Below are 18,574 nucleotides of genomic sequence, written 5' to 3' on the forward strand. Positions count from 1 at the left end.
CTGTTACTCCTTTGCTTGCGCAAACAACTTTTCATAAAAACCTGAATGAAGAAAAATGGCGGAAGCAAATCCCGGCATAACCCATCGATAACTCCCAGCCCTGATGACTCTCTTGCTACGCGTCGTTCCGCCAAGCTTTGAGCCGGTTGCCCCGGACGACGTCGCGGCCTGAGTATAGGGCTACGCGTTTATTAACGCTTCAACGTCTTGATCTGGCTGGGTAATAATTAACCGAACCACCGCATTCTGTTGGTAACGATGTTTCTATGCTGCTGGCGCAGTTTCAGTGGCGGTGCCGTTTTTCAATGTTGGCGATAATGCGGGAGTGACACCATTAGGTAATCATCCGTAACAAAGTTTTTCATGGGGGAGGAGATAGGAGGATGAGAGAACGACTGGGGTAGGCAGAAGTTCCACTGTAAATACAAATACGTGATCTGCCTTGCAAATTTCGACCTGCATTATTGTGCCTGACACCACAGAATAGGCAGCAATGTTAAGTGGGTCACAATAACTCATCGGGGGGCGTAGAGGGGGGGAGGATGATGCTGTGTCCGGTTGTGACTCAATATGTCAGCGTAATGTTTTGGTCAGTGCAATAACTGGCTTGCAGCTCAACATTTTTTGCAGCGCTGCCACACCTCCTCACTGAGTCATTCACGGCGATATGGCCTGAAGGTAGGCTAAAGCAATAACAGCTAATGATTCTCAAGAAAGTGAGTACCCACAAAATTGGATAAAAGGATTGGATTATGACTCGCAGCTTCACAAAATCCGGCATTGGTAAGACCGCACGCGTTTTGGCTCTTTCAGCGTTAACCACGCTGGTGCTCTCCTCCTCTGCTTTTGCCAAGATTGAAGAAGGTAAACTGGTTATCTGGATCAATGGCGATAAAGGCTACAACGGGTTGGCAGAAGTCGGTAAGAAATTCGAGAAAGATACCGGCATCAAAGTGACCATCGAGCACCCAGATAAACTGGAAGAGAAATTCCCACAAGTGGCAGCAACCGGCGATGGCCCGGACATTATCTTCTGGGCGCATGACCGTTTTGGCGGCTACGCACAATCTGGCCTGCTGGCAGAGCTGCACCCATCAAAAGCCTTCCAAGACAAACTGTTCCCATTCACTTGGGACGCGGTTCGCTTTAATGGCAAGCTGATTGGCTACCCAGTGGCGGTTGAAGCACTGTCGCTGATTTACAACAAAGACTTGGTAAAAGAAGCACCGAAAACATGGGAAGAGATCCCAGCGCTGGATAAAACACTGCGGGCCAATGGCAAGAGCGCCATCATGTGGAACCTGCAAGAACCCTACTTCACGTGGCCACTTATCGCCGCTGACGGCGGTTATGCCTTCAAATCTGAAAACGGGGTTTACGACGTGAAAAACGTCGGCGTGAACAATGCCGGTGCTAAAGCGGGCTTGCAATTTATCGTCGATCTAGTGAAAAACAAGCACATCAATGCAGACACAGATTACTCCATCGCCGAAGCCGCCTTTAACAAAGGTGAGACCGCGATGACCATCAATGGCCCTTGGGCTTGGTCTAACATTGATAAGAGCAAAATCAACTACGGCGTGACCTTGCTACCCACCTTCCATGGTCAACCGTCTAAACCGTTCGTCGGTGTGCTGACTGCCGGTATCAACGCCGCCAGCCCGAACAAAGAGCTGGCGACTGAATTCTTGGAAAACTACCTGATAACCGACCAAGGTCTGGCTGAAGTTAACAAAGACAAACCTCTGGGCGCGGTGGCACTGAAATCATTCCAAGAACAACTGGCAAAAGATCCGCGTATTGCCGCCACCATGGATAACGCCACCAAAGGCGAAATCATGCCGAACATTCCACAAATGGCCGCCTTCTGGTATGCCACCCGCAGTGCGGTGTTAAACGCCATCACTGGGCGTCAGACTGTGGAAGCCGCACTGAACGACGCGGCAGCCCGTATCGTTAAATAACGTTTTCACCTGCCAAGGGGCACGGTTCGCCGTGCCCTAATACAGATTTAACCATACTTAACGTCATTGACGTTGCAGGTAAAGAGCCAACACCGCTGCAACGTCAAGTCCGAAGAGTGCGAAAGGGAACATTATGCAGTTATCCCAAAGCCGTAAAAAGAAAGCCGCCTGGTGGCAGAGTGATGCACTTAAATGGCTGGTTATCAGCGTATTAAGTCTGTTCACCTGCTATTTGATCCTGTTGATGTATGCTCAAGGTGAATATCTTTTTGCCATAGTGACGCTGATTCTGGTGAGTCTGGGGTTGTATGTTTTCGCTAATCGCCGCGCTTATGCCTGGCGCTATGTTTATCCCGGCGTGGCAGGAATGGGGCTGTTTGTGCTGTTCCCCTTGATCTGCACCATCGCCATCGCTTTTACCAACTACAGTAGCACCAACCAATTAACCTTCGAGCGCGCCCAATCCGTCTTGATGGACCGGCAGTTCCAAACCGGTAAAACCTATACCTTTGGTCTCTATCCCAGTGATAACCAGTGGCGCTTGCAACTGACCAATCCCGATAACAATACCGTGCTGATCTCCGAGCCGTTTAGCTTTAATGCCGCCGGCGAGCAGCAAGTGAAAGTCACCCCCGCCAGCGCGGAACAAACCAGTGAACCCGCCTCGCTGCGGATCATTACCCAGAATCGTCAGGCACTCGGTGGGCTAGTAGCTATCCTGCCCAATGGCGGTGAGCTGCGCATGAGTTCGCTGCGCCAATTCGCCGAAACCAGCCCGCTCTACACCTTAGCCGCTGACGGCAAAGAGCTGAAAAATCAGCAGACAGGCGTGACATACCGGCCCAATCTGGAGACCGGCTTCTATCAAGCCATCAATGCGGATGGAAAATGGGAAAATGAAAAGCTCAGCCCCGGATTTACCATCACCATCGGCTGGAAAAACTTCCTGCGGGTACTGCAAGATGAGGGTATCCAAAAGCCCTTTATCTCGATCTTTATCTGGACCATCCTCTTCTCGGTCCTGAGTGTCATCCTGACCGTTGCCGTCGGCATGGTGCTGGCCTGTGTGGTGCAATGGGATGCTCTGAAAGGGAAAGCCATCTATCGGGTGATGCTGATACTGCCCTACGCGGTTCCCTCATTTATCTCTATTTTGATCTTCAAAGGGTTATTTAACCAAAGCTTCGGGGAGATTAACCTGATGCTGAATCAGCTATTTGGCATCAAACCCGAATGGTTCAGTGACCCTCTCACCGCCAAGAGCATGATTTTGATTGTGAATACTTGGCTCGGTTACCCCTACATGATGATCCTCTGCATGGGGCTGTTAAAAGCGATTCCTGATGACTTGTATGAAGCCTCGGCGATGGATGGGGCTGGGCCTTTCCAGAACTTTTTCAAGATCACCTTCCCGCTACTGATTAAGCCGCTGACACCGCTGATGATTGCCAGCTTCGCCTTTAACTTTAATAACTTCGTGCTGATTCAGTTATTAACCCGAGGCGGCCCGGATATGATTGGCACCAGTACCCCGGCGGGGTATACCGACCTGCTGGTCAACTACACCTATCGTGTCGCTTTTGAAGGGGGCGGCGGGCAGGACTTCGGGCTGGCGGCCGCGATTGCAACGCTGATTTTCATTCTGGTCGCCGCACTCGCGATACTGAATTTGAAAGCCAGCAAAATGAATTTTGACTAAGGAGGAGAGGCAGATGGCTATGGTTCAACCTAAATCCCAGCGTTTGCGTCTATTGGGCGCGCACTCTCTGATGCTGTGCTTTATCGCGCTAATTATGTTCCCGCTGCTGATGGTCATTGCCATTTCGCTGCGGCCCGGTAACTTTGCCACTGGCAGCTTGATCCCTGATCAAATTTCGTGGGAACACTGGCAATTGGCCCTCGGCATGAGTGTAACCCATGCTGATGGCAGCATCACCCCACCGCCCTTCCCGGTGATGCTGTGGTTATGGAACTCCATCAAGATTGCGGTGATCACCGCGATAGGTATTGTGACACTCTCCACCACCTGTGCTTACGCCTTTGCCCGTATGCGTTTTCGCGGTAAAAGCACCTTACTGAAAGGCATGTTGATCTTCCAGATGTTCCCTGCGGTGCTGTCACTGGTGGCACTGTATGCCCTGTTTGACCGCCTCGGGCAATATATGCCATTTATTGGGTTGAATACCCATGGCGGGGTGATCTTTGCTTATATGGGCGGTATCGCACTGCATGTTTGGACCATCAAAGGCTACTTCGAAACCATTGATAACTCACTGGAAGAAGCCGCCGCCTTGGACGGTGCGACCCCATGGCAAGCCTTCCGACTGGTGCTGTTACCGCTGTCGGTGCCGATTTTAGCCGTGGTATTTATTCTGTCGTTTATTGCCGCCATCACCGAGGTTCCGGTCGCCTCCTTGCTACTGCGGGATGTCGATAGCTACACCCTGGCGGTGGGAATGCAGCAATATCTGAATCCACAAAACTACCTGTGGGGCGACTTTGCCGCTGCCGCCGTGCTCTCCGCCATTCCAATCACCACCGTCTTCCTGCTGGCACAGCGCTGGCTGGTGGGAGGCTTAACCGCCGGTGGTGTGAAAGGTTAAAGATTCAAAATTTCATCACCCAATACCCAAAGTAATTGGAATTGTAGCTAGGCAACAAACGAGTGAATCCCGATGAGCTGACTCAAGTCAGTGATTCGGGTGAGAGAGTGCAGTAAACAACGCTACAATTTCAAGTAAGAAGGGTATTTTTTTCCCTCTGGTACTGTGTCTTTGGCGGCCTCAATGGCCGCCATTTTTATGATTAAAAAACTACTCTCTTTTCAATCTTTCGGTATTGGCTAAATATAACGTCACCACCAGCAACAGTATTGAAGCGGAATAAATCAGTGTATCAATCGGGTTTTCATGATCGACAATAATCAGCCGGATAATCGCGGTGATGCCGATATAGATAAAATAGCGCAGCGGGAAGTGATAACCCGACTCAAAATACTTCACAATCAAGGCAATAAACTCGAAATAGAGGAAATAGATCACAATCCCCTCAATCAGCATATAAGAGGACGTATCCTGATTATTCACGAATAACACTTTGCCCAGATGGAAGGTTTCTTTGATCAGGAAAACCACCAAAATCGCGGCCAAAACAATCAACCCCACATTCAACAACCGTTGTAGATTTTTAGCTATCCACTGCGAACGCGAATTTTTGGCCATAAATACCCCTACTTTAAGTCAGTAAAATAACCCGGGCCGAAAAAAAGCCCCTTACTGAGTAAGAGGCTAATAAGCACGGATCAAAGAGCTTAAGCCTGTAGCTTAACGCCAGTTCTTGAAACGGTTAATCAACGCATTAGTGGAACTGTCATGGCTGGTCACCGCTTTATCATCCGCCAACTCAGGCAAAATGCGGTTAGCCAGTTGTTTACCCAGCTCAACACCCCATTGGTCGAAGGTGTAAATGTTCAGGATAATCCCTTGGGTGAAGATCTTGTGCTCATACAGCGCAATCAACGCCCCCAAGCTGAACGGCGTGATTTCGCGCAGCAGGATGGAGTTAGTTGGGCGGTTACCTTCAAACACTTTGAACGGCGCAACATGGGCCACTTGTTCCGGCGTTTTACCGGCAGCGGCGAATTCAGCTTCAACCTCAGCCAGTGATTTACCAAACGCCAGTGCTTCCGTTTGCGCGAAGAAGTTGGACAACAGTTTGGCGTGATGGTCACTCAGCGGGTTATGACTGATAGCCGGAGCGATAAAGTCACAAGGAACCAATTTAGTGCCCTGATGGATCAACTGATAAAACGCATGTTGACCGTTGGTGCCCGGCTCACCCCAGATAATAGGGCCAGTCTGGTAATCAACCGGATTGCCGTTACGATCCACATACTTACCGTTGGACTCCATATTGCCCTGCTGGAAGTAAGCCGGGAAACGGTGCATATATTGGTCATAAGGCAGGATAGCTTCGGTCTCTGCGCCGAAGAAGTTGTTGTACCAGATACCGATCAGTGCCAGCAGGATAGGCAGGTTCTGCTCGGCTGGGGTTTCCGCAAAGTGTTTATCCATGGCATGTGCGCCACTGAGCAGCGCTTCGAAGTGCTCAAAGCCCACTGACAGCGCGATAGACAAGCCGATCGCGGACCACAGGGAGTAGCGGCCACCGACCCAATCCCAGAACTCAAACATATTGTTGGTATCAATACCAAACTCGCCGACCGCTTTAGCATTGGTAGACAGTGCCGCAAAGTGTTTAGCCACATGCTGCACATCACTGGCGGTAGAGAGGAACCAGTCGCGCGCACTGTGGGCGTTGGTCATGGTCTCTTGGGTGGTAAAGGTTTTCGAGGCGACCAAGAACAGGGTGGTTTCTGGGTTCAGCGGTTTCAACGTTTCGGCAATATGGGTGCCATCCACGTTAGAAACGAAATGCATATTCAGATGATTTTTGTAAGGGCGCAGCGCTTCGGTCACCATGTAAGGGCCGAGGTCTGAGCCGCCGATGCCGATATTCACCACATCGGTAATCGCTTTGCCGGTATAGCCTTTCCAGTCGCCGCTGATCACACGATCACAGAACTGCTTCATCTTAGCCAGCACCGCATTCACTTCTGGCATCACATCCTTGCCATCCACGACAATCGGCGTGTTACTGCGGTTACGCAGCGCCACATGCAACACGGCACGGTCTTCCGTGCGGTTGATTTTCTCACCGGAGAACATGGACTTAATCGCGCCAGCTAAATCAGTTTCTTTCGCCAGAGCTTGCAGCTTTTCCATGGTTTCACGGGTAATGCGGTTCTTAGAGAAATCCACCAGCATTTGATCGTCAAAAGTAGCTGAAAACTGGCTGAAACGCTGGTCGTCCTTGGCAAACAGATCACGGATGGTGACGTCCTTCATCTGTTCAAAGTGTTGCTGTAACGCTTTCCAGGCAGCGGTTTGACTAGGATTAATATTTTTCATAGCGGCGCTCTTCTAGGCTTAAGGATAATGAAACGAATGGACTAATTGTATCCTGTTCGGGTGTGATTGAGATCTCTTTTCTTGCGATAGGTGTTATCTCTCGAAACAACACTTGATCTCATCCCTGTTTTCTTGCCACGCCAATTCGGCTTAAGCGTTTCAATCTTAGCAGTCGCCCACATCTCAACCAGTCTTCAGTTAATTTAGTGATATGGCGGCGCTAATTATTAAAGATGAAAATACCTCATAGCCATATCATTGACAGAAAGTGGATAACCCGTTATTTCCTTGTACAGAGAAAAATATAGATGACCACCCAAGATGGCATCCCTGACACGAGGCTTTAGATGATTTCCGCTATGCAACAACAGACTAACCGCACGCCCTCTGCGACCGTGGTGGCCAAATTTGGTGGTACCAGTGTGGCTGATTTTGATGCCATGAGCCGCAGCGCTGATGTGGTTTTGTCGAACCCGGATGTTCGCTTGGTGATCTTGTCGGCCTCTGCCGGGATCACCAATCTGTTGGTCGCCCTTGCTGATGGCTGCGAGCCAGAACAGCGCGAGCAGCATGTGGATGAAATCCGCCGGATTCAGGATACCATTCTCGCTAAACTGGCTGATCCAGTGGTGATTCGCGAAGAGATTGGTCGCCTATTGGAAAATATCGCCATGCTGTCTGAAGCGGCCAGTCTGGCGACCTCGGCGGCGCTGACGGATGAGTTGGTCAGCCACGGCGAGTTGATGTCAACACTGCTGTTTGTCGAACTGCTGCGCCAGCGTCAAGTGGCGGTAGAGTGGTTTGATGTGCGTAAAATCATGCGCACCAATGACCGTTTTGGCCGCGCAGAGCCGGATACCACGGTGTTGGCTGAGTTGGCTCAGGCCCAATTGGCCCCGCGTATCCAACACGCCATTGTCGTCACTCAAGGGTTTATCGGCAGCGAAAGCAAAGGCCGTACCACCACTCTGGGCCGTGGTGGCAGTGATTATACCGCCGCACTGCTGGGCGAAGCGCTTAATGTCAGCCGCATTGATATCTGGACAGATGTGCCGGGGATCTACACCACTGACCCACGAGTCGTGCCATCAGCAAAACGCATCGATAAAATCGCCTTTGAAGAGGCGGCCGAAATGGCGACCTTTGGGGCCAAAGTGCTGCATCCGGCCACCTTGTTACCGGCCGTGCGCAGCGACATCCCGGTGTTTGTCGGCTCAAGCAAAGATCCCGCCGCGGGTGGCACCTTGGTGTGCAACGAAACCGAAAACCCACCGCTATTCCGTGCCTTGGCGCTGCGTCGCAATCAGACGCTGGTGACCCTGCATAGCCTGAACATGCTCCATGCGCGCGGTTTTCTGGCCGAAGTGTTTAACATTCTGGCGCGCCACAATATCTCGGTGGATTTGATCACCACCTCAGAAGTGAGTGTGGCGCTGACACTGGATACGACTGGCTCGACATCAACGGCAGGTAGCCTGCTGACCACCTCGCTGCTGACTGAGCTATCTTCTCTGTGCCGGGTGGAAGTAGAGGAGGGTCTGGCGCTGGTGGCGATTATCGGCAATAACCTGTCACAATCTTGCGGTGTGGGCAAAGAGGTATTTGGCGTACTCGACCCATTCAATATTCGCATGATTTGCTACGGGGCCAGCAGCCATAACCTCTGTTTCCTGATTCCGGGCAGTGATGCCGAAAAAGTGGTGCAAACACTGCATCACAACTTGTTTGAGTGATGGGCTGTTTGAGATTGAAAAAAACCGACACTGCCCGTGGGAAGTGTCGGTTTTTTACTGCCATAAATCGGAGACAATGCGCGTTGGTCGTGCCGAATTGTCAATCCGCGTCATAACCCAGATTTGGGGCTAACCAGCGCTCCACTTCTGCCACTGGCATCCCTTTGCGGGCGGCGTAATCCTCCACCTGATCCCGTTGAATCTGCGCCACGGCAAAGTATTTACTCTCTGGATGGCTGAAATACCAACCCGACACTGACGCCCCCGGCCACATGGCGAAAGACTCCGTCAGCTTCATGCCGGTGTGGGTTTCCACCTCCAGCAACTGCCAGATTTGGCCTTTTTCCGTGTGCTCTGGGCAGGCCGGATAGCCCGGTGCTGGGCGGATGCCCTGATAGTTTTCGCGCACCAGCTCCTCATTGCTCAGATTTTCATTCGGCGAGAAGCCCCAATAGACTTTGCGCACCCGCTCATGCAGATACTCGGCAAAGGCTTCCGCCAGACGATCCGACAGCGCCTTAATCATGATTTTGTTGTAGTCATCATGTTGGGCATCATAGGCGTCAGCCAGCGCGTCTTCCTCCAACCCGCCGGTGACCGCAAAAGCGCCGAAGTAATCGGCTTTGCCACTGGATTTAGGGGCGACATAATCGGCCAGACAATAGTTCGGGAAATCCGTTTTTTCAGTTTGCTGGCGCAGATGATGGCTCACCACCAGCACCTCGTCGCGCCGCTCATCACGGTAAATCTCAATATCATCGCCAACACTGTTCGCTGGGAACAAGCCCACCACCCCTTTCGGGTGCAGCAAATCTTCCGCTGACAGCTTATCCAGCAACTCATTGGCATCGGCGAAGACCCGCTTGGCCTCTTCACCCACCACTTCATCTTCCAGAATCCGTGGATACTTACCCGCCAGCGACCAGGTCATAAAGAAAGGCGTCCAGTCGATATAATTACGCAAGGTTTCAATGCTGGCTTCCACCGCCTGTACACCCAATTTGTGTGCCACCGGCGGCGTGTAGTTTTCCCAATCAATCACCGTGTGGTTAGCCCGCGCGGTTGGCAAGCTGACAGGCGGAGTACGCGGTTTTTTACGCGCATGTTGGATGCGGACGGTTTCATACTCTTTGCGCGTTTTCGCGACAAAATCATCACGTTGGGTATCAGACAGCAATGCGGACACCACACCCACACTGCGCGAGGCATTAGAGACATAAGTGGTCGAGCCGCTGTAGTTCTGCTCGATTTTGACGGCGGTATGGGCTTTGGAGGTGGTCGCACCGCCAATCAGCAGCGGCAGGGTAAAACCTTGGCGCTCCATCTCTTTCGCCACATTAACCATCTCATCCAGCGACGGCGTGATCAGGCCGGATAAACCGATGATATCCACCTTCTCCTCCCGCGCCGTGCGCAGAATTTTTTCGGTCGGCACCATCACGCCCAAATCGATAATTTGGTAGTTATTACACTGCAACACCACGCCAACAATGTTTTTACCGATGTCATGCACATCGCCTTTCACTGTCGCCAGCAGGATCTTGCCCGCCGTGGTCCCTTTCTGCTTGCTGGCCTCGATATAAGGCTCGAGATAGGCCACCGCCTGTTTCATCACCCTAGCGGATTTCACCACCTGCGGCAGGAACATTTTCCCCTCGCCAAACAGGTCACCGACCACATTCATCCCCGCCATCAGTGGCCCTTCGATCACCTCAATGGGCCGATCTGCCTGCTGACGGGCCTCTTCGGTATCCAGCTCAATAAACTCAGTAATCCCTTTCACCAGCGAGTACTCGAGGCGCTTCACCACTGGCCAGCCGCGCCATTCCGCTTGCTGAATCGCCACTTCACCACTTTTACTGCTGCGGTATTTTTCCGCCAGATCCAGCAGGCGCTCGGTGCTGTCACTGCGGCGGTTGAGGATCACATCCTCGACGGCATCCCGCAGCTCATCAGACAGATCATCATAAATCGCCAACTGCCCGGCATTCACGATCCCCATGTCCATCCCGTTACGAATGGCGTAGTAGAGGAACACGGCGTGAATCGCTTCACGTACCGGATCATTGCCACGGAAGGAGAAGGAGACGTTGGAGACGCCACCGGAGATCATGGCGTGGGGCAGTTCGGCTTTGATATCGGCGCAGGCTTCAATAAAATCAACGGCATAGTTGTTATGCTCTTCAATCCCGGTCGCCACAGCGAAGATATTCGGGTCGAAGATAATATCTTCCGGCGGGAAGCCCACGGTTTCGGTCAAAATTTGATAGGCGCGGCGGCAAATTTCGATTTTACGGGCGCGGGTATCCGCCTGCCCGGTTTCATCAAACGCCATCACCACCATAGCGGCACCATAACGGCGAACCAGTTTGGCATGATGAATAAAGGCGGCTTCGCCCTCTTTCATCGAGATGGAGTTGACGATGCCTTTGCCCTGAATGCATTTCAGCCCTTTCTCGATCACCTCCCACTTCGAGGAGTCGATCATGATCGGCACTCGCGCGATATCTGGCTCACCGGCGATCAAATTGAGGAAGCGCACCATAGCTGCTTCGGCGTCCAACATGCCCTCATCCATATTGATATCGATGATTTGTGCGCCGCTTTCCACTTGCTGGAGGGCCACTTCCAGCGCTTCATCATATTTCTCTTCTTTTATCAGCCGCTTGAAACGAGCAGAACCGGTGACGTTGGTGCGCTCGCCGACGTTAACAAACAGCGTATTGGCATCGATGGTCAGCGGCTCTAGCCCCGCCAAACGGCAGGCGACAGGGATATCGGGCAACTGGCGCGGCGGTACACCCGCCACCGCTTTGACCATCGCCGCAATGTGCCGTGGTGTGGTCCCACAGCAACCGCCGACAATATTCAGGAATCCGGCACGCGCCCACTCGCCAATCTGCTCCGCCATCTCTTTGGCTTCGAGGTCATATTCACCAAAGGCATTCGGCAAACCAGCGTTCGGGTGCGCACTGACATAATATTCAGAGATGCGCGATAATTCCGCGACATATTGGCGCAACTCATCAGGCCCCAAAGCACAGTTCAGACCAAAGGAGAGCGGCTTCACGTGGCGCAGCGAGTTATAAAAGGCTTCGGTGGTTTGACCCGAGAGTGTGCGGCCCGAGGCGTCGGTTATGGTGCCCGAAATCATCACGGGCAACAGCACACCCATGGCTTCAAATTCGGTTTCGACGGCAAAGGTGGCGGCTTTGGCATTCAGGGTGTCGAAGACGGTTTCAATCATAATCAGATCAGCACCGCCCTCAATCAGGGCGCGGGTTGACTCCCGATAGGCTTCCACCAATTGATCGAAACTGACATTACGAAACGCCGGATCATTCACTTTCGGGGAGATAGACGCGGTGCGGTTGGTCGGGCCAAGCACTCCAGCAACATAGCGTGGTTTATCAGGCGTGCGGGCAGTCCATTCATCCGCGCAGAGGCGGGCCAGACGGGCGGCTTCATAGTTAATTTCCGCCGACAGTGACTCCATCTGATAATCCGCCATCGCGATGGTGGTGGAGTTAAAGGTATTGGTTTCGAGAATATCAGCGCCCGCTTCCAAGTAGGCGTTATGAATGGCGGTAATCACTTCCGGCTTAGAGAGCACCAGTAAGTCATTGTTACCTTTCAGATCACTGGGCCAATCGGCAAAGCGCGCACCACGGTAATCCGCCTCTTCCAGCTTGTAGCTCTGGATCATGGTGCCCATGCCGCCGTCCAGCACCAAAATCCGTTGTGCTAGCTGCTGATGTAACTCCTTAACCTTATTTTTTGTCACTGTATCCACCACTGCCGCCTCTTTACCCTGTTGCAAAAATAATCCATTCGACATACCCGGCTGACATCCTAGCACAAGTTACTCGGGTAATGAGTCCACTCGCAGTTGAGACTTTTTCAGGTAGAAAACCCGACTCATCGGATGAGCATTTTTGAGGGTTTGCATGCATAATTGAAAAACGAAAATGAATTCCATAAGAAGAGAGAAGAGGCTGATTTATGGCGTTACCGATTCCAATCAAACGGGGGAAAAAACCCAAGGCAGCCGCACAAACTACGCCTGCGGTAACTGGTCAGGTTCAATCACTGACACGCGGACTTAAATTACTGGAATATATTTCCGAAGCGCAGGGAAGTGTGGCGCTAACAGATTTGGCACAACAGGCGGGTTTACCAAACTCTACCACTCATCGGCTGCTGACCACCATGCAGCAGCAAGGTTTTGTCCGTCAGGTGGGGGATTTAGGGCTGTGGACGATGGGGGCTCATGCTTTTATTGTCGGCAGTAGTTTTTTGCAGAGCCGTAATTTGCTGGCGATGGTTCACCCGATGTTGCGCCGTTTGATGGATGAATCTGGCGAGACGGTGAATCTGGCGGTGCTGGATCACAGCGATTATCAGGCGATTATTATCGATCAGGTGCAGTGTACCGCGCTGATGCGGATGTCTGCGCCCATCGGCGGTAAGCTGCCGATGCATGCCTCTGGGGCAGGTAAGGCTTTTCTCTCCACCTTGAGCGACGATCAGTTGGTGCAGTTGTTACATAAGAAAGGGTTGCACGCCTACACTCAGCATACCCGCACCAGCCCCGCCAGTTTGAAGGAGAATTTGGCGCTGATTCGCAAGCAAGGCTATTCGTTTGATGACGAAGAGCACGCCCTCGGCCTGCGGTGTATCGCCGCCTGTTTGTTCGATGAGCATCACGAAGCCTTCGCTGCGATCTCCATCTCCGGCCCGGTATCGCGTATCACCGACGATCGCGTCACCGAACTTGGCGCACTGGTCATCCACGCGGCGAAAGAGATTACCCAATCTTACGGCGGGGGGAGTCGGGGTTAGGTCATGGAATGAAAAATAGAGGATAAACTTGTCGTTCGGCGAGAACAGGCCGATCGTAAAGACGCCGTAAATACATCCTTGTAGGCTCGAGCCGCGCCGTCCTGGCGCGGACGCTTTACTCTTCTGCCTATCCTCACCTCTCTGGATCAGATGATTCATAACAGCACTTATTTTCACCATCAATCAAGGCGTAGCGAGCGAAAGGAGTTTGGGTGCGCCCTGCGCGCAGAACCCGGAGCGTACACGTAGTACGTGAGGAGTTCGAGCACAGCGCAAGCCCTAAATCCGCACGCGCAGTAGCCGTCAAGAGATCACCCGCTGGGAGAAGCGCTGCTTCCGCCGATAGGCAAAAACATCCTCCACATGCCCATCCCGGATTCGCGCCTGCAACCCACGCCAATAACTGGCATGGAACAGGTCGCTGTGCACTTCCTCAAAAAAGTGTCTAATTTTCAAGTCAGTGCATAGGAAGTGGCGGAACTCTTCTGGGAACACATCATTGGGTGACACGCTGTACCAAGGTTCACTCGCCATCTCATCTTCTGGATAGCGCGGCGGAGGAATGTCGCGAAAATTCACCTCGGTCATATAGCAAATTTCATCATAATCGTAGAACACCACACGCCCATGGCGGGTCACGCCGAAGTTCTTAAATAGCATGTCGCCGGGGAAGATATTGGCGGCAGCCAACTGCTTGATAGCATTACCATACTCTTCGATAGCATCTTTCAGTTGCTGATCATTCGCCTGCTCCATATAGAGATTCAGCGGTGTCATTCGCCGCTCCATGTACAGGTGCTTTATGAGGATTTGATCACCTAAATCTTCCAATTTTTCAGGCACTTCACGCTGTAACTCAGCCAACAATTCTGGGCTGATACGCTGCTTATCAATCACAAAATTTTCATACTCTTGGGTGTCTGCCATGCGCCCGACACGATCGTGCTCTTTAACCAACTGGTAGCACTCTAAAACCCGTGCTTGAGTGACCTCTTTTTGCGGCGCAAACTGATCTTTAATCACCTTAAACACCCGATCAAATGAGGGTAAGGTAAAGACCAGCATCACCATGCCCTTGACCCCCGGCGCAATAATAAATTGTTCGCTGGATTGATGGACGAAAGTGAGATATTCACGATAGCTTTCGGTTTTGCCGTGCTTTTGGCAGCCAATCGCCATATACAGCTCAGCCGTCGATTTACCCGGTAAGATTTCCCGTAGCCATTCGACCATGGCGGCGGGCAGTGGCGCATACACCATAAAATAAGAGCGGGCAAAGCCGAACACGATGCTGGCCTCAGCCTTGCTGGTCAGACAGGTATCGATAAATAACGCGCCTGATTCATTGTGATGAATAGGCAGCAGGAATGGGAAGACCCCCTCCGGTAGTCGCAGTTTGCCCACCAACCATGCCGCTTTATTGCGATAAAATAGCTCATTGGCAATGTGAAAACGGGCATCGCTAAGTTGCTCATCCGTAAAGGTCTGTCGCAGGGCGGCCACAATATAATCGATATCCCGTGGCAGGTTTTCCCAAGGTAACCGCAGCGGTAAGTCATTGAGTACCATCTGCAACATACCGCTCAGATCCCCTTTGGGGGCAAAGTCGCGGGCTAAAGGACGTGGGATCTCACGAAAGCGGCGCTCCGGTTGTGAGCTGAAAACAAACAACTTATCCGGCGTTAAATCGCGGTGTTTGAACAAGCGGCAGTAAACTGAATTAAAAAAGCTTTCCGCGATTTCGAAGCGCGGATAATCCGGTAACAGCTCGGTATAAATCTCTTTGACCCGCGCCAAAAACGCGGCATCAAAATGGCGTTGGTCGGTGATGTGTTTGAGCTGTTCAACCACTAAGCCCACGTGATGGTCATAGAGGTGAATACGCTTTTTCATCGCCTGCTGCACCGCATGCCAATCTGCCTGCTCAAAACGATGCTGGGCGCTGGCGGTGACCTCCAAAAAACGGCCATATTGTGCATCGAATCCCTGCAAAATTGTCTGAGCGATTAATTGTTCTAATTTTACCGCCATGCTCACCCCCCGCCATACGGAACAGAGCCTGCATCAGCAGGCTCCAGATAAAACATAAACTCATTAATCAGTGGCTTAGAACTGCTGCTCTTCCGTCGAGCCAGTCAGTGCAGTGACTGATGACTCGCCGCCCTGAATGATATTGGTGACTTTATCAAAATAGCCCGTGCCCACTTCTTGTTGATGGGAAGCAAAGGTGTAGCCGCGTTCAACGGAGGCAAATTCTGGCTGCTGCACTTTCTCAACATAGTGCTTCATGCCCTCGCCTTGCGCGTAAGCATGGGCCAAGTCGAACATGTTGAACCACATACTGTGGATGCCCGCCAAGGTAATAAATTGATATTTGTAGCCCATCGCGGAGAGGTCATCTTGGAAGCTGGCGATCTGCTGGTCAGTCAGGTTCTTTTTCCAGTTAAATGATGGCGAACAGTTATAAGCCAATAATTTACCGGGGAATTTAGCGTGAACCGCATCTGCAAAGCGTTTAGCCAGCGCCAGATCTGGCGTCGAGGTTTCACACCACACCAAGTCGGCGTAAGGGGCATAGGCCAGACCACGGCTGATGGCTTGCTCAATGCCCGCGTGAGTGCGGAAGAAGCCCTCAGCAGTACGATCACCAGCAATAAATTCGCTGTCATAAGGGTCGCAATCAGAGGTCAGCAAATCCGCAGCATCAGCATCAGTGCGCGCAATCAGCAGTGTTGGCACGCCAAGAACGTCAGCGGCTAAGCGGGCAGCAACCAGCTTCTGAATCGCTTCTTGTGTTGGCACCAAAACTTTGCCGCCCATATGGCCGCATTTCTTCACCGCCGCCAATTGATCTTCAAAGTGAACGCCCGCAGCACCGGCTTCAATCATGGCTTTCATCAATTCAAACGCATTCAATACGCCGCCAAAACCCGCTTCGGCATCCGCCACAATCGGCAGGAAATAGTCGGTATAGCCTTTGCTGCCCGGCTCAATATTATTCGACCACTGAATCTGATCTGCACGGCGGAAGCTGTTATTAATACGCTTAACCACGGCCGGAACAGAGTCGACCGGGTAAAGAGATTGATCGGGATACATGCTGGAGGCGGTATTGGCATCGGCGGCGACCTGCCAACCCGACAGATAAATCGCTTCAACACCGGCCTTTGCCTGTTGCAATGCCTGACCGCCTGTTAGCGCCCCCAGACAGTTGATGTAGCCTTTACGCGATTCGCCGTGCAGCAACTCCCACAATCTTTTCGCGCCGTGCTGTGCCAGCGTACATTCTGGGTTAACGGAACCGCGCAGTTTGATCACTTCTTCGGCGCTATAGGGGCGGGTGATGCCCTTCCAGCGCGGTGATTTCCATTCCTGTTCCAACTGCTGAATTTGTTGAGTACGAGAGGTTGTCATGGCGATATTCCTTATTACTTATTTTTGTAGGGTTAAATAACTGGCCTAGGCGAGTAATGCGTAGCCCGGCAACGTCAGAAAGTCGATAAGCTCGTCTTGTGTTGTAATCCGCTCCATCAGACGTGCGGCTTCTTCAAACCGCCCGCCATCAAAACGCTCTGCGCCAAGTTCAAGTTTCACGACCTGCATTTCTTCACTCAACATGTTACGGAACAGCTCTTTGGTCACCGTCTGACCATTGCTCAGGCTTTTCTGGTGATGTATCCATTGCCAGATAGAAGTACGGGAAATCTCAGCCGTCGCGGCATCTTCCATCAGGCCATAAATCGGTACACAGCCATTGCCCGATATCCATGCTTCGATGTATTGCACTGCGACCCGGATATTGGCCCGCATCCCCTCTTCGGTGCGCTCACCCGTGCAAGGCTCTAGCAACTCAGCGGCAGTGATTGGTTTATCTTGCGCGCGACTCACCTCTAATTGGTTTGGACGATCGCCCAGTACTTTGTTGAAAACGTCCATCACGGTATCGGCCAGACCGGGGTGTGCGACCCATGTACCATCGTGGCCGTTGCTGGCTTCCAGCTCTTTGTCAGCGCGAACTTTATCTAAGACCAGCGCATTTTTTTCTGGATCTTTGTTCGGGATAAAGGCCGCCATGCCGCCCATCGCCAAGGCACCGCGCTTATGGCAGGTTTTGATCAGTAAACGAGAGTAGGCACTCAGGAAGGGTTTCGTCATCGTGACCGACTGGCGATCGGGCAGCACGCGATCGCTGTGATTTTTCAGCGTTTTGATATAGCTGAAAATGTAGTCCCAACGGCCACAATTCAGGGCAACAATGTGATGGCGCAGATGGTAGAGGATCTCATCCATCTGGAATACCGCAGGCAATGTCTCGATTAATACTGTGGCCTTAATGGTGCCTTGCGGCAGATCGAAACGCTGCTCGGTAAAGCTGAAAACATCACTCCACCAAGCCGCTTCCTGATAAGACTGCATCTTGGGTAGATAGAAATAGGGGCCGCTGCCATTGGCAAGCAGTAACTTATAGTTATGGTAGAAATACAACGCGAAATCGAATAAGCCACCGGGGATATCCTCCCCCTGCCACTTCACGTGTTTTTCTGGCAAGTGCAGACCACGCACCCGAGCAATCAACACCGCTGGATTGGGTTTTAGCTGATAAATCTTACCGGATTCATTCGCGTAAGAGATTGTGCCTTTGACCGCATCGTGCAAATTAATCTGACCTTCGATAACCTTATCCCAACTGGGTGCCAGCGAATCCTCAAAGTCAGCCATAAAGACTTTCACATTCGCATTGAGGGCATTAATCACCATTTTGCGCTCAACCGGCCCGGTGATCTCGACGCGACGATCACGTAAATCCGCAGGAATACTTTGAATTTTCCAGTCACCATTACGAATGGAATTGGTTTCCGAAATGAAATCAGGCAATGCGCCTTGGTCAATGGCCTGTTGCCAAGCGGCCCGTGCAGCAAGGAGTTTGCTACGCGGCTCTGCAAATTTCGCCACCAATTCTGCCAAAAATTCGATGGCCTCATCGGGCAAAACCTGCCGCTCAGCAGCATTAAAATGCTGGGTGAAAACTAACTCCGTGCCGACTATCTGTTGTGTCATTCCCCTT

11 protein-coding genes and 1 pseudogene are annotated in these 18,574 nt (G+C 51.9%); 5 read left to right on the plus strand and 7 right to left on the minus strand.

The features are described from left to right. Positions 1-3: 3 nt before the first annotated feature. Positions 4-240: pseudogene (locus HRD69_RS20555) on the minus strand (hypothetical protein). Between the two features lie 512 nt (positions 241-752). Between HRD69_RS20555 and malE the strand changes: the two are divergent. From malE to malG, 3 genes are all read left to right on the plus strand, one after another. Next, on the plus strand, positions 753-1,964 hold the full coding sequence (gene malE / locus HRD69_RS03520) for a maltose/maltodextrin ABC transporter substrate-binding protein MalE (RefSeq protein ID WP_004876367.1): 1,212 nt from the start codon (positions 753-755) through the stop codon (positions 1,962-1,964). A 133-nt stretch (positions 1,965-2,097) separates the two neighbouring features. Continuing rightward, positions 2,098-3,663, plus strand: coding sequence for a maltose ABC transporter permease MalF (gene malF / locus HRD69_RS03525; RefSeq protein WP_004876365.1), 1,566 nt, complete (start codon positions 2,098-2,100; stop codon positions 3,661-3,663). Positions 3,664-3,676: 13 nt separating this feature from the next. After that, positions 3,677-4,567: a maltose ABC transporter permease MalG gene (gene malG, locus HRD69_RS03530; protein ID WP_004876363.1), complete on the plus strand. Its 891-nt coding sequence runs from the start codon at positions 3,677-3,679 to the stop codon at positions 4,565-4,567. Between the two features lie 210 nt (positions 4,568-4,777). On the opposite strand, the gene psiE is transcribed toward malG, so the two are convergent. Together psiE and pgi are read right to left on the minus strand one after the other, a co-directional pair. Next, positions 4,778-5,185 (minus strand): phosphate-starvation-inducible protein PsiE, encoded by a 408-nt coding sequence (gene psiE, locus HRD69_RS03535; protein ID WP_004877665.1) that lies wholly within the window; start codon positions 5,183-5,185, stop codon positions 4,778-4,780. A gap of 102 nt (positions 5,186-5,287) precedes the next feature. Beyond that, on the minus strand, positions 5,288-6,934 hold the full coding sequence (gene pgi, locus HRD69_RS03540) for a glucose-6-phosphate isomerase (RefSeq protein ID WP_004877667.1): 1,647 nt from the start codon (positions 6,932-6,934) through the stop codon (positions 5,288-5,290). Positions 6,935-7,281: 347 nt separating this feature from the next. Here pgi and lysC point away from each other — a divergent pair, with 347 nt between their 5' ends. Further along, positions 7,282-8,667 (plus strand): lysine-sensitive aspartokinase 3, encoded by a 1,386-nt coding sequence (lysC, locus tag HRD69_RS03545; protein ID WP_032815504.1) that lies wholly within the window; start codon positions 7,282-7,284, stop codon positions 8,665-8,667. A 100-nt stretch (positions 8,668-8,767) separates the two neighbouring features. Here the strand turns inward: lysC and metH are convergent, their stop codons facing one another. Further along, on the minus strand, positions 8,768-12,463 hold the full coding sequence (gene metH, locus HRD69_RS03550) for a methionine synthase (protein ID WP_032815506.1): 3,696 nt from the start codon (positions 12,461-12,463) through the stop codon (positions 8,768-8,770). Between the two features lie 206 nt (positions 12,464-12,669). Between metH and iclR the strand changes: the two genes are divergently transcribed. Next, the gene (gene iclR, locus HRD69_RS03555; protein WP_004877678.1) at positions 12,670-13,509 is read left to right on the plus strand and encodes a glyoxylate bypass operon transcriptional repressor IclR; all 840 of its coding nucleotides are present in this window, start codon (positions 12,670-12,672) and stop codon (positions 13,507-13,509) included. A gap of 303 nt (positions 13,510-13,812) precedes the next feature. On the opposite strand, the gene aceK is transcribed toward iclR, so the two are convergent. The 3 genes from aceK to aceB form a co-directional block, all read right to left on the minus strand. Next, the gene (gene aceK, locus HRD69_RS03560) at positions 13,813-15,540 is read right to left on the minus strand and encodes a bifunctional isocitrate dehydrogenase kinase/phosphatase (protein WP_004877680.1); all 1,728 of its coding nucleotides are present in this window, start codon (positions 15,538-15,540) and stop codon (positions 13,813-13,815) included. A 75-nt stretch (positions 15,541-15,615) separates the two neighbouring features. Further along, a complete protein-coding gene (aceA, locus tag HRD69_RS03565) occupies positions 15,616-16,923 on the minus strand; it encodes an isocitrate lyase (protein ID WP_004877681.1) in 1,308 nt (435 codons plus the stop codon). 45 nt (positions 16,924-16,968) lie between these two features. Next, a complete protein-coding gene (aceB, locus tag HRD69_RS03570) occupies positions 16,969-18,567 on the minus strand; it encodes a malate synthase A (RefSeq protein WP_004877684.1) in 1,599 nt (532 codons plus the stop codon). Positions 18,568-18,574: the final 7 nt, after the last annotated feature.

Source organism: Yersinia mollaretii ATCC 43969 (genome assembly GCF_013282725.1).
Taxonomy (GTDB): domain Bacteria; phylum Pseudomonadota; class Gammaproteobacteria; order Enterobacterales; family Enterobacteriaceae; genus Yersinia; species Yersinia mollaretii.

Coding starts and splice junctions, on each gene's coding strand:
- malE (WP_004876367.1), top strand. CDS start 753: ATGACTCGCAGCTTCACAAAATCCGGCATTGGTAAGACCGCACGCGTT.
- malF (WP_004876365.1), top strand. CDS start 2,098: ATGCAGTTATCCCAAAGCCGTAAAAAGAAAGCCGCCTGGTGGCAGAGT.
- malG (WP_004876363.1), top strand. CDS start 3,677: ATGGCTATGGTTCAACCTAAATCCCAGCGTTTGCGTCTATTGGGCGCG.
- psiE (WP_004877665.1), bottom strand. CDS start 5,185: ATGGCCAAAAATTCGCGTTCGCAGTGGATAGCTAAAAATCTACAACGG.
- pgi (WP_004877667.1), bottom strand. CDS start 6,934: ATGAAAAATATTAATCCTAGTCAAACCGCTGCCTGGAAAGCGTTACAG.
- lysC (WP_032815504.1), top strand. CDS start 7,282: ATGATTTCCGCTATGCAACAACAGACTAACCGCACGCCCTCTGCGACC.
- iclR (WP_004877678.1), top strand. CDS start 12,670: ATGGCGTTACCGATTCCAATCAAACGGGGGAAAAAACCCAAGGCAGCC.
- aceK (WP_004877680.1), bottom strand. CDS start 15,540: ATGGCGGTAAAATTAGAACAATTAATCGCTCAGACAATTTTGCAGGGA.
- aceA (WP_004877681.1), bottom strand. CDS start 16,923: ATGACAACCTCTCGTACTCAACAAATTCAGCAGTTGGAACAGGAATGG.
- aceB (WP_004877684.1), bottom strand. CDS start 18,567: ATGACACAACAGATAGTCGGCACGGAGTTAGTTTTCACCCAGCATTTT.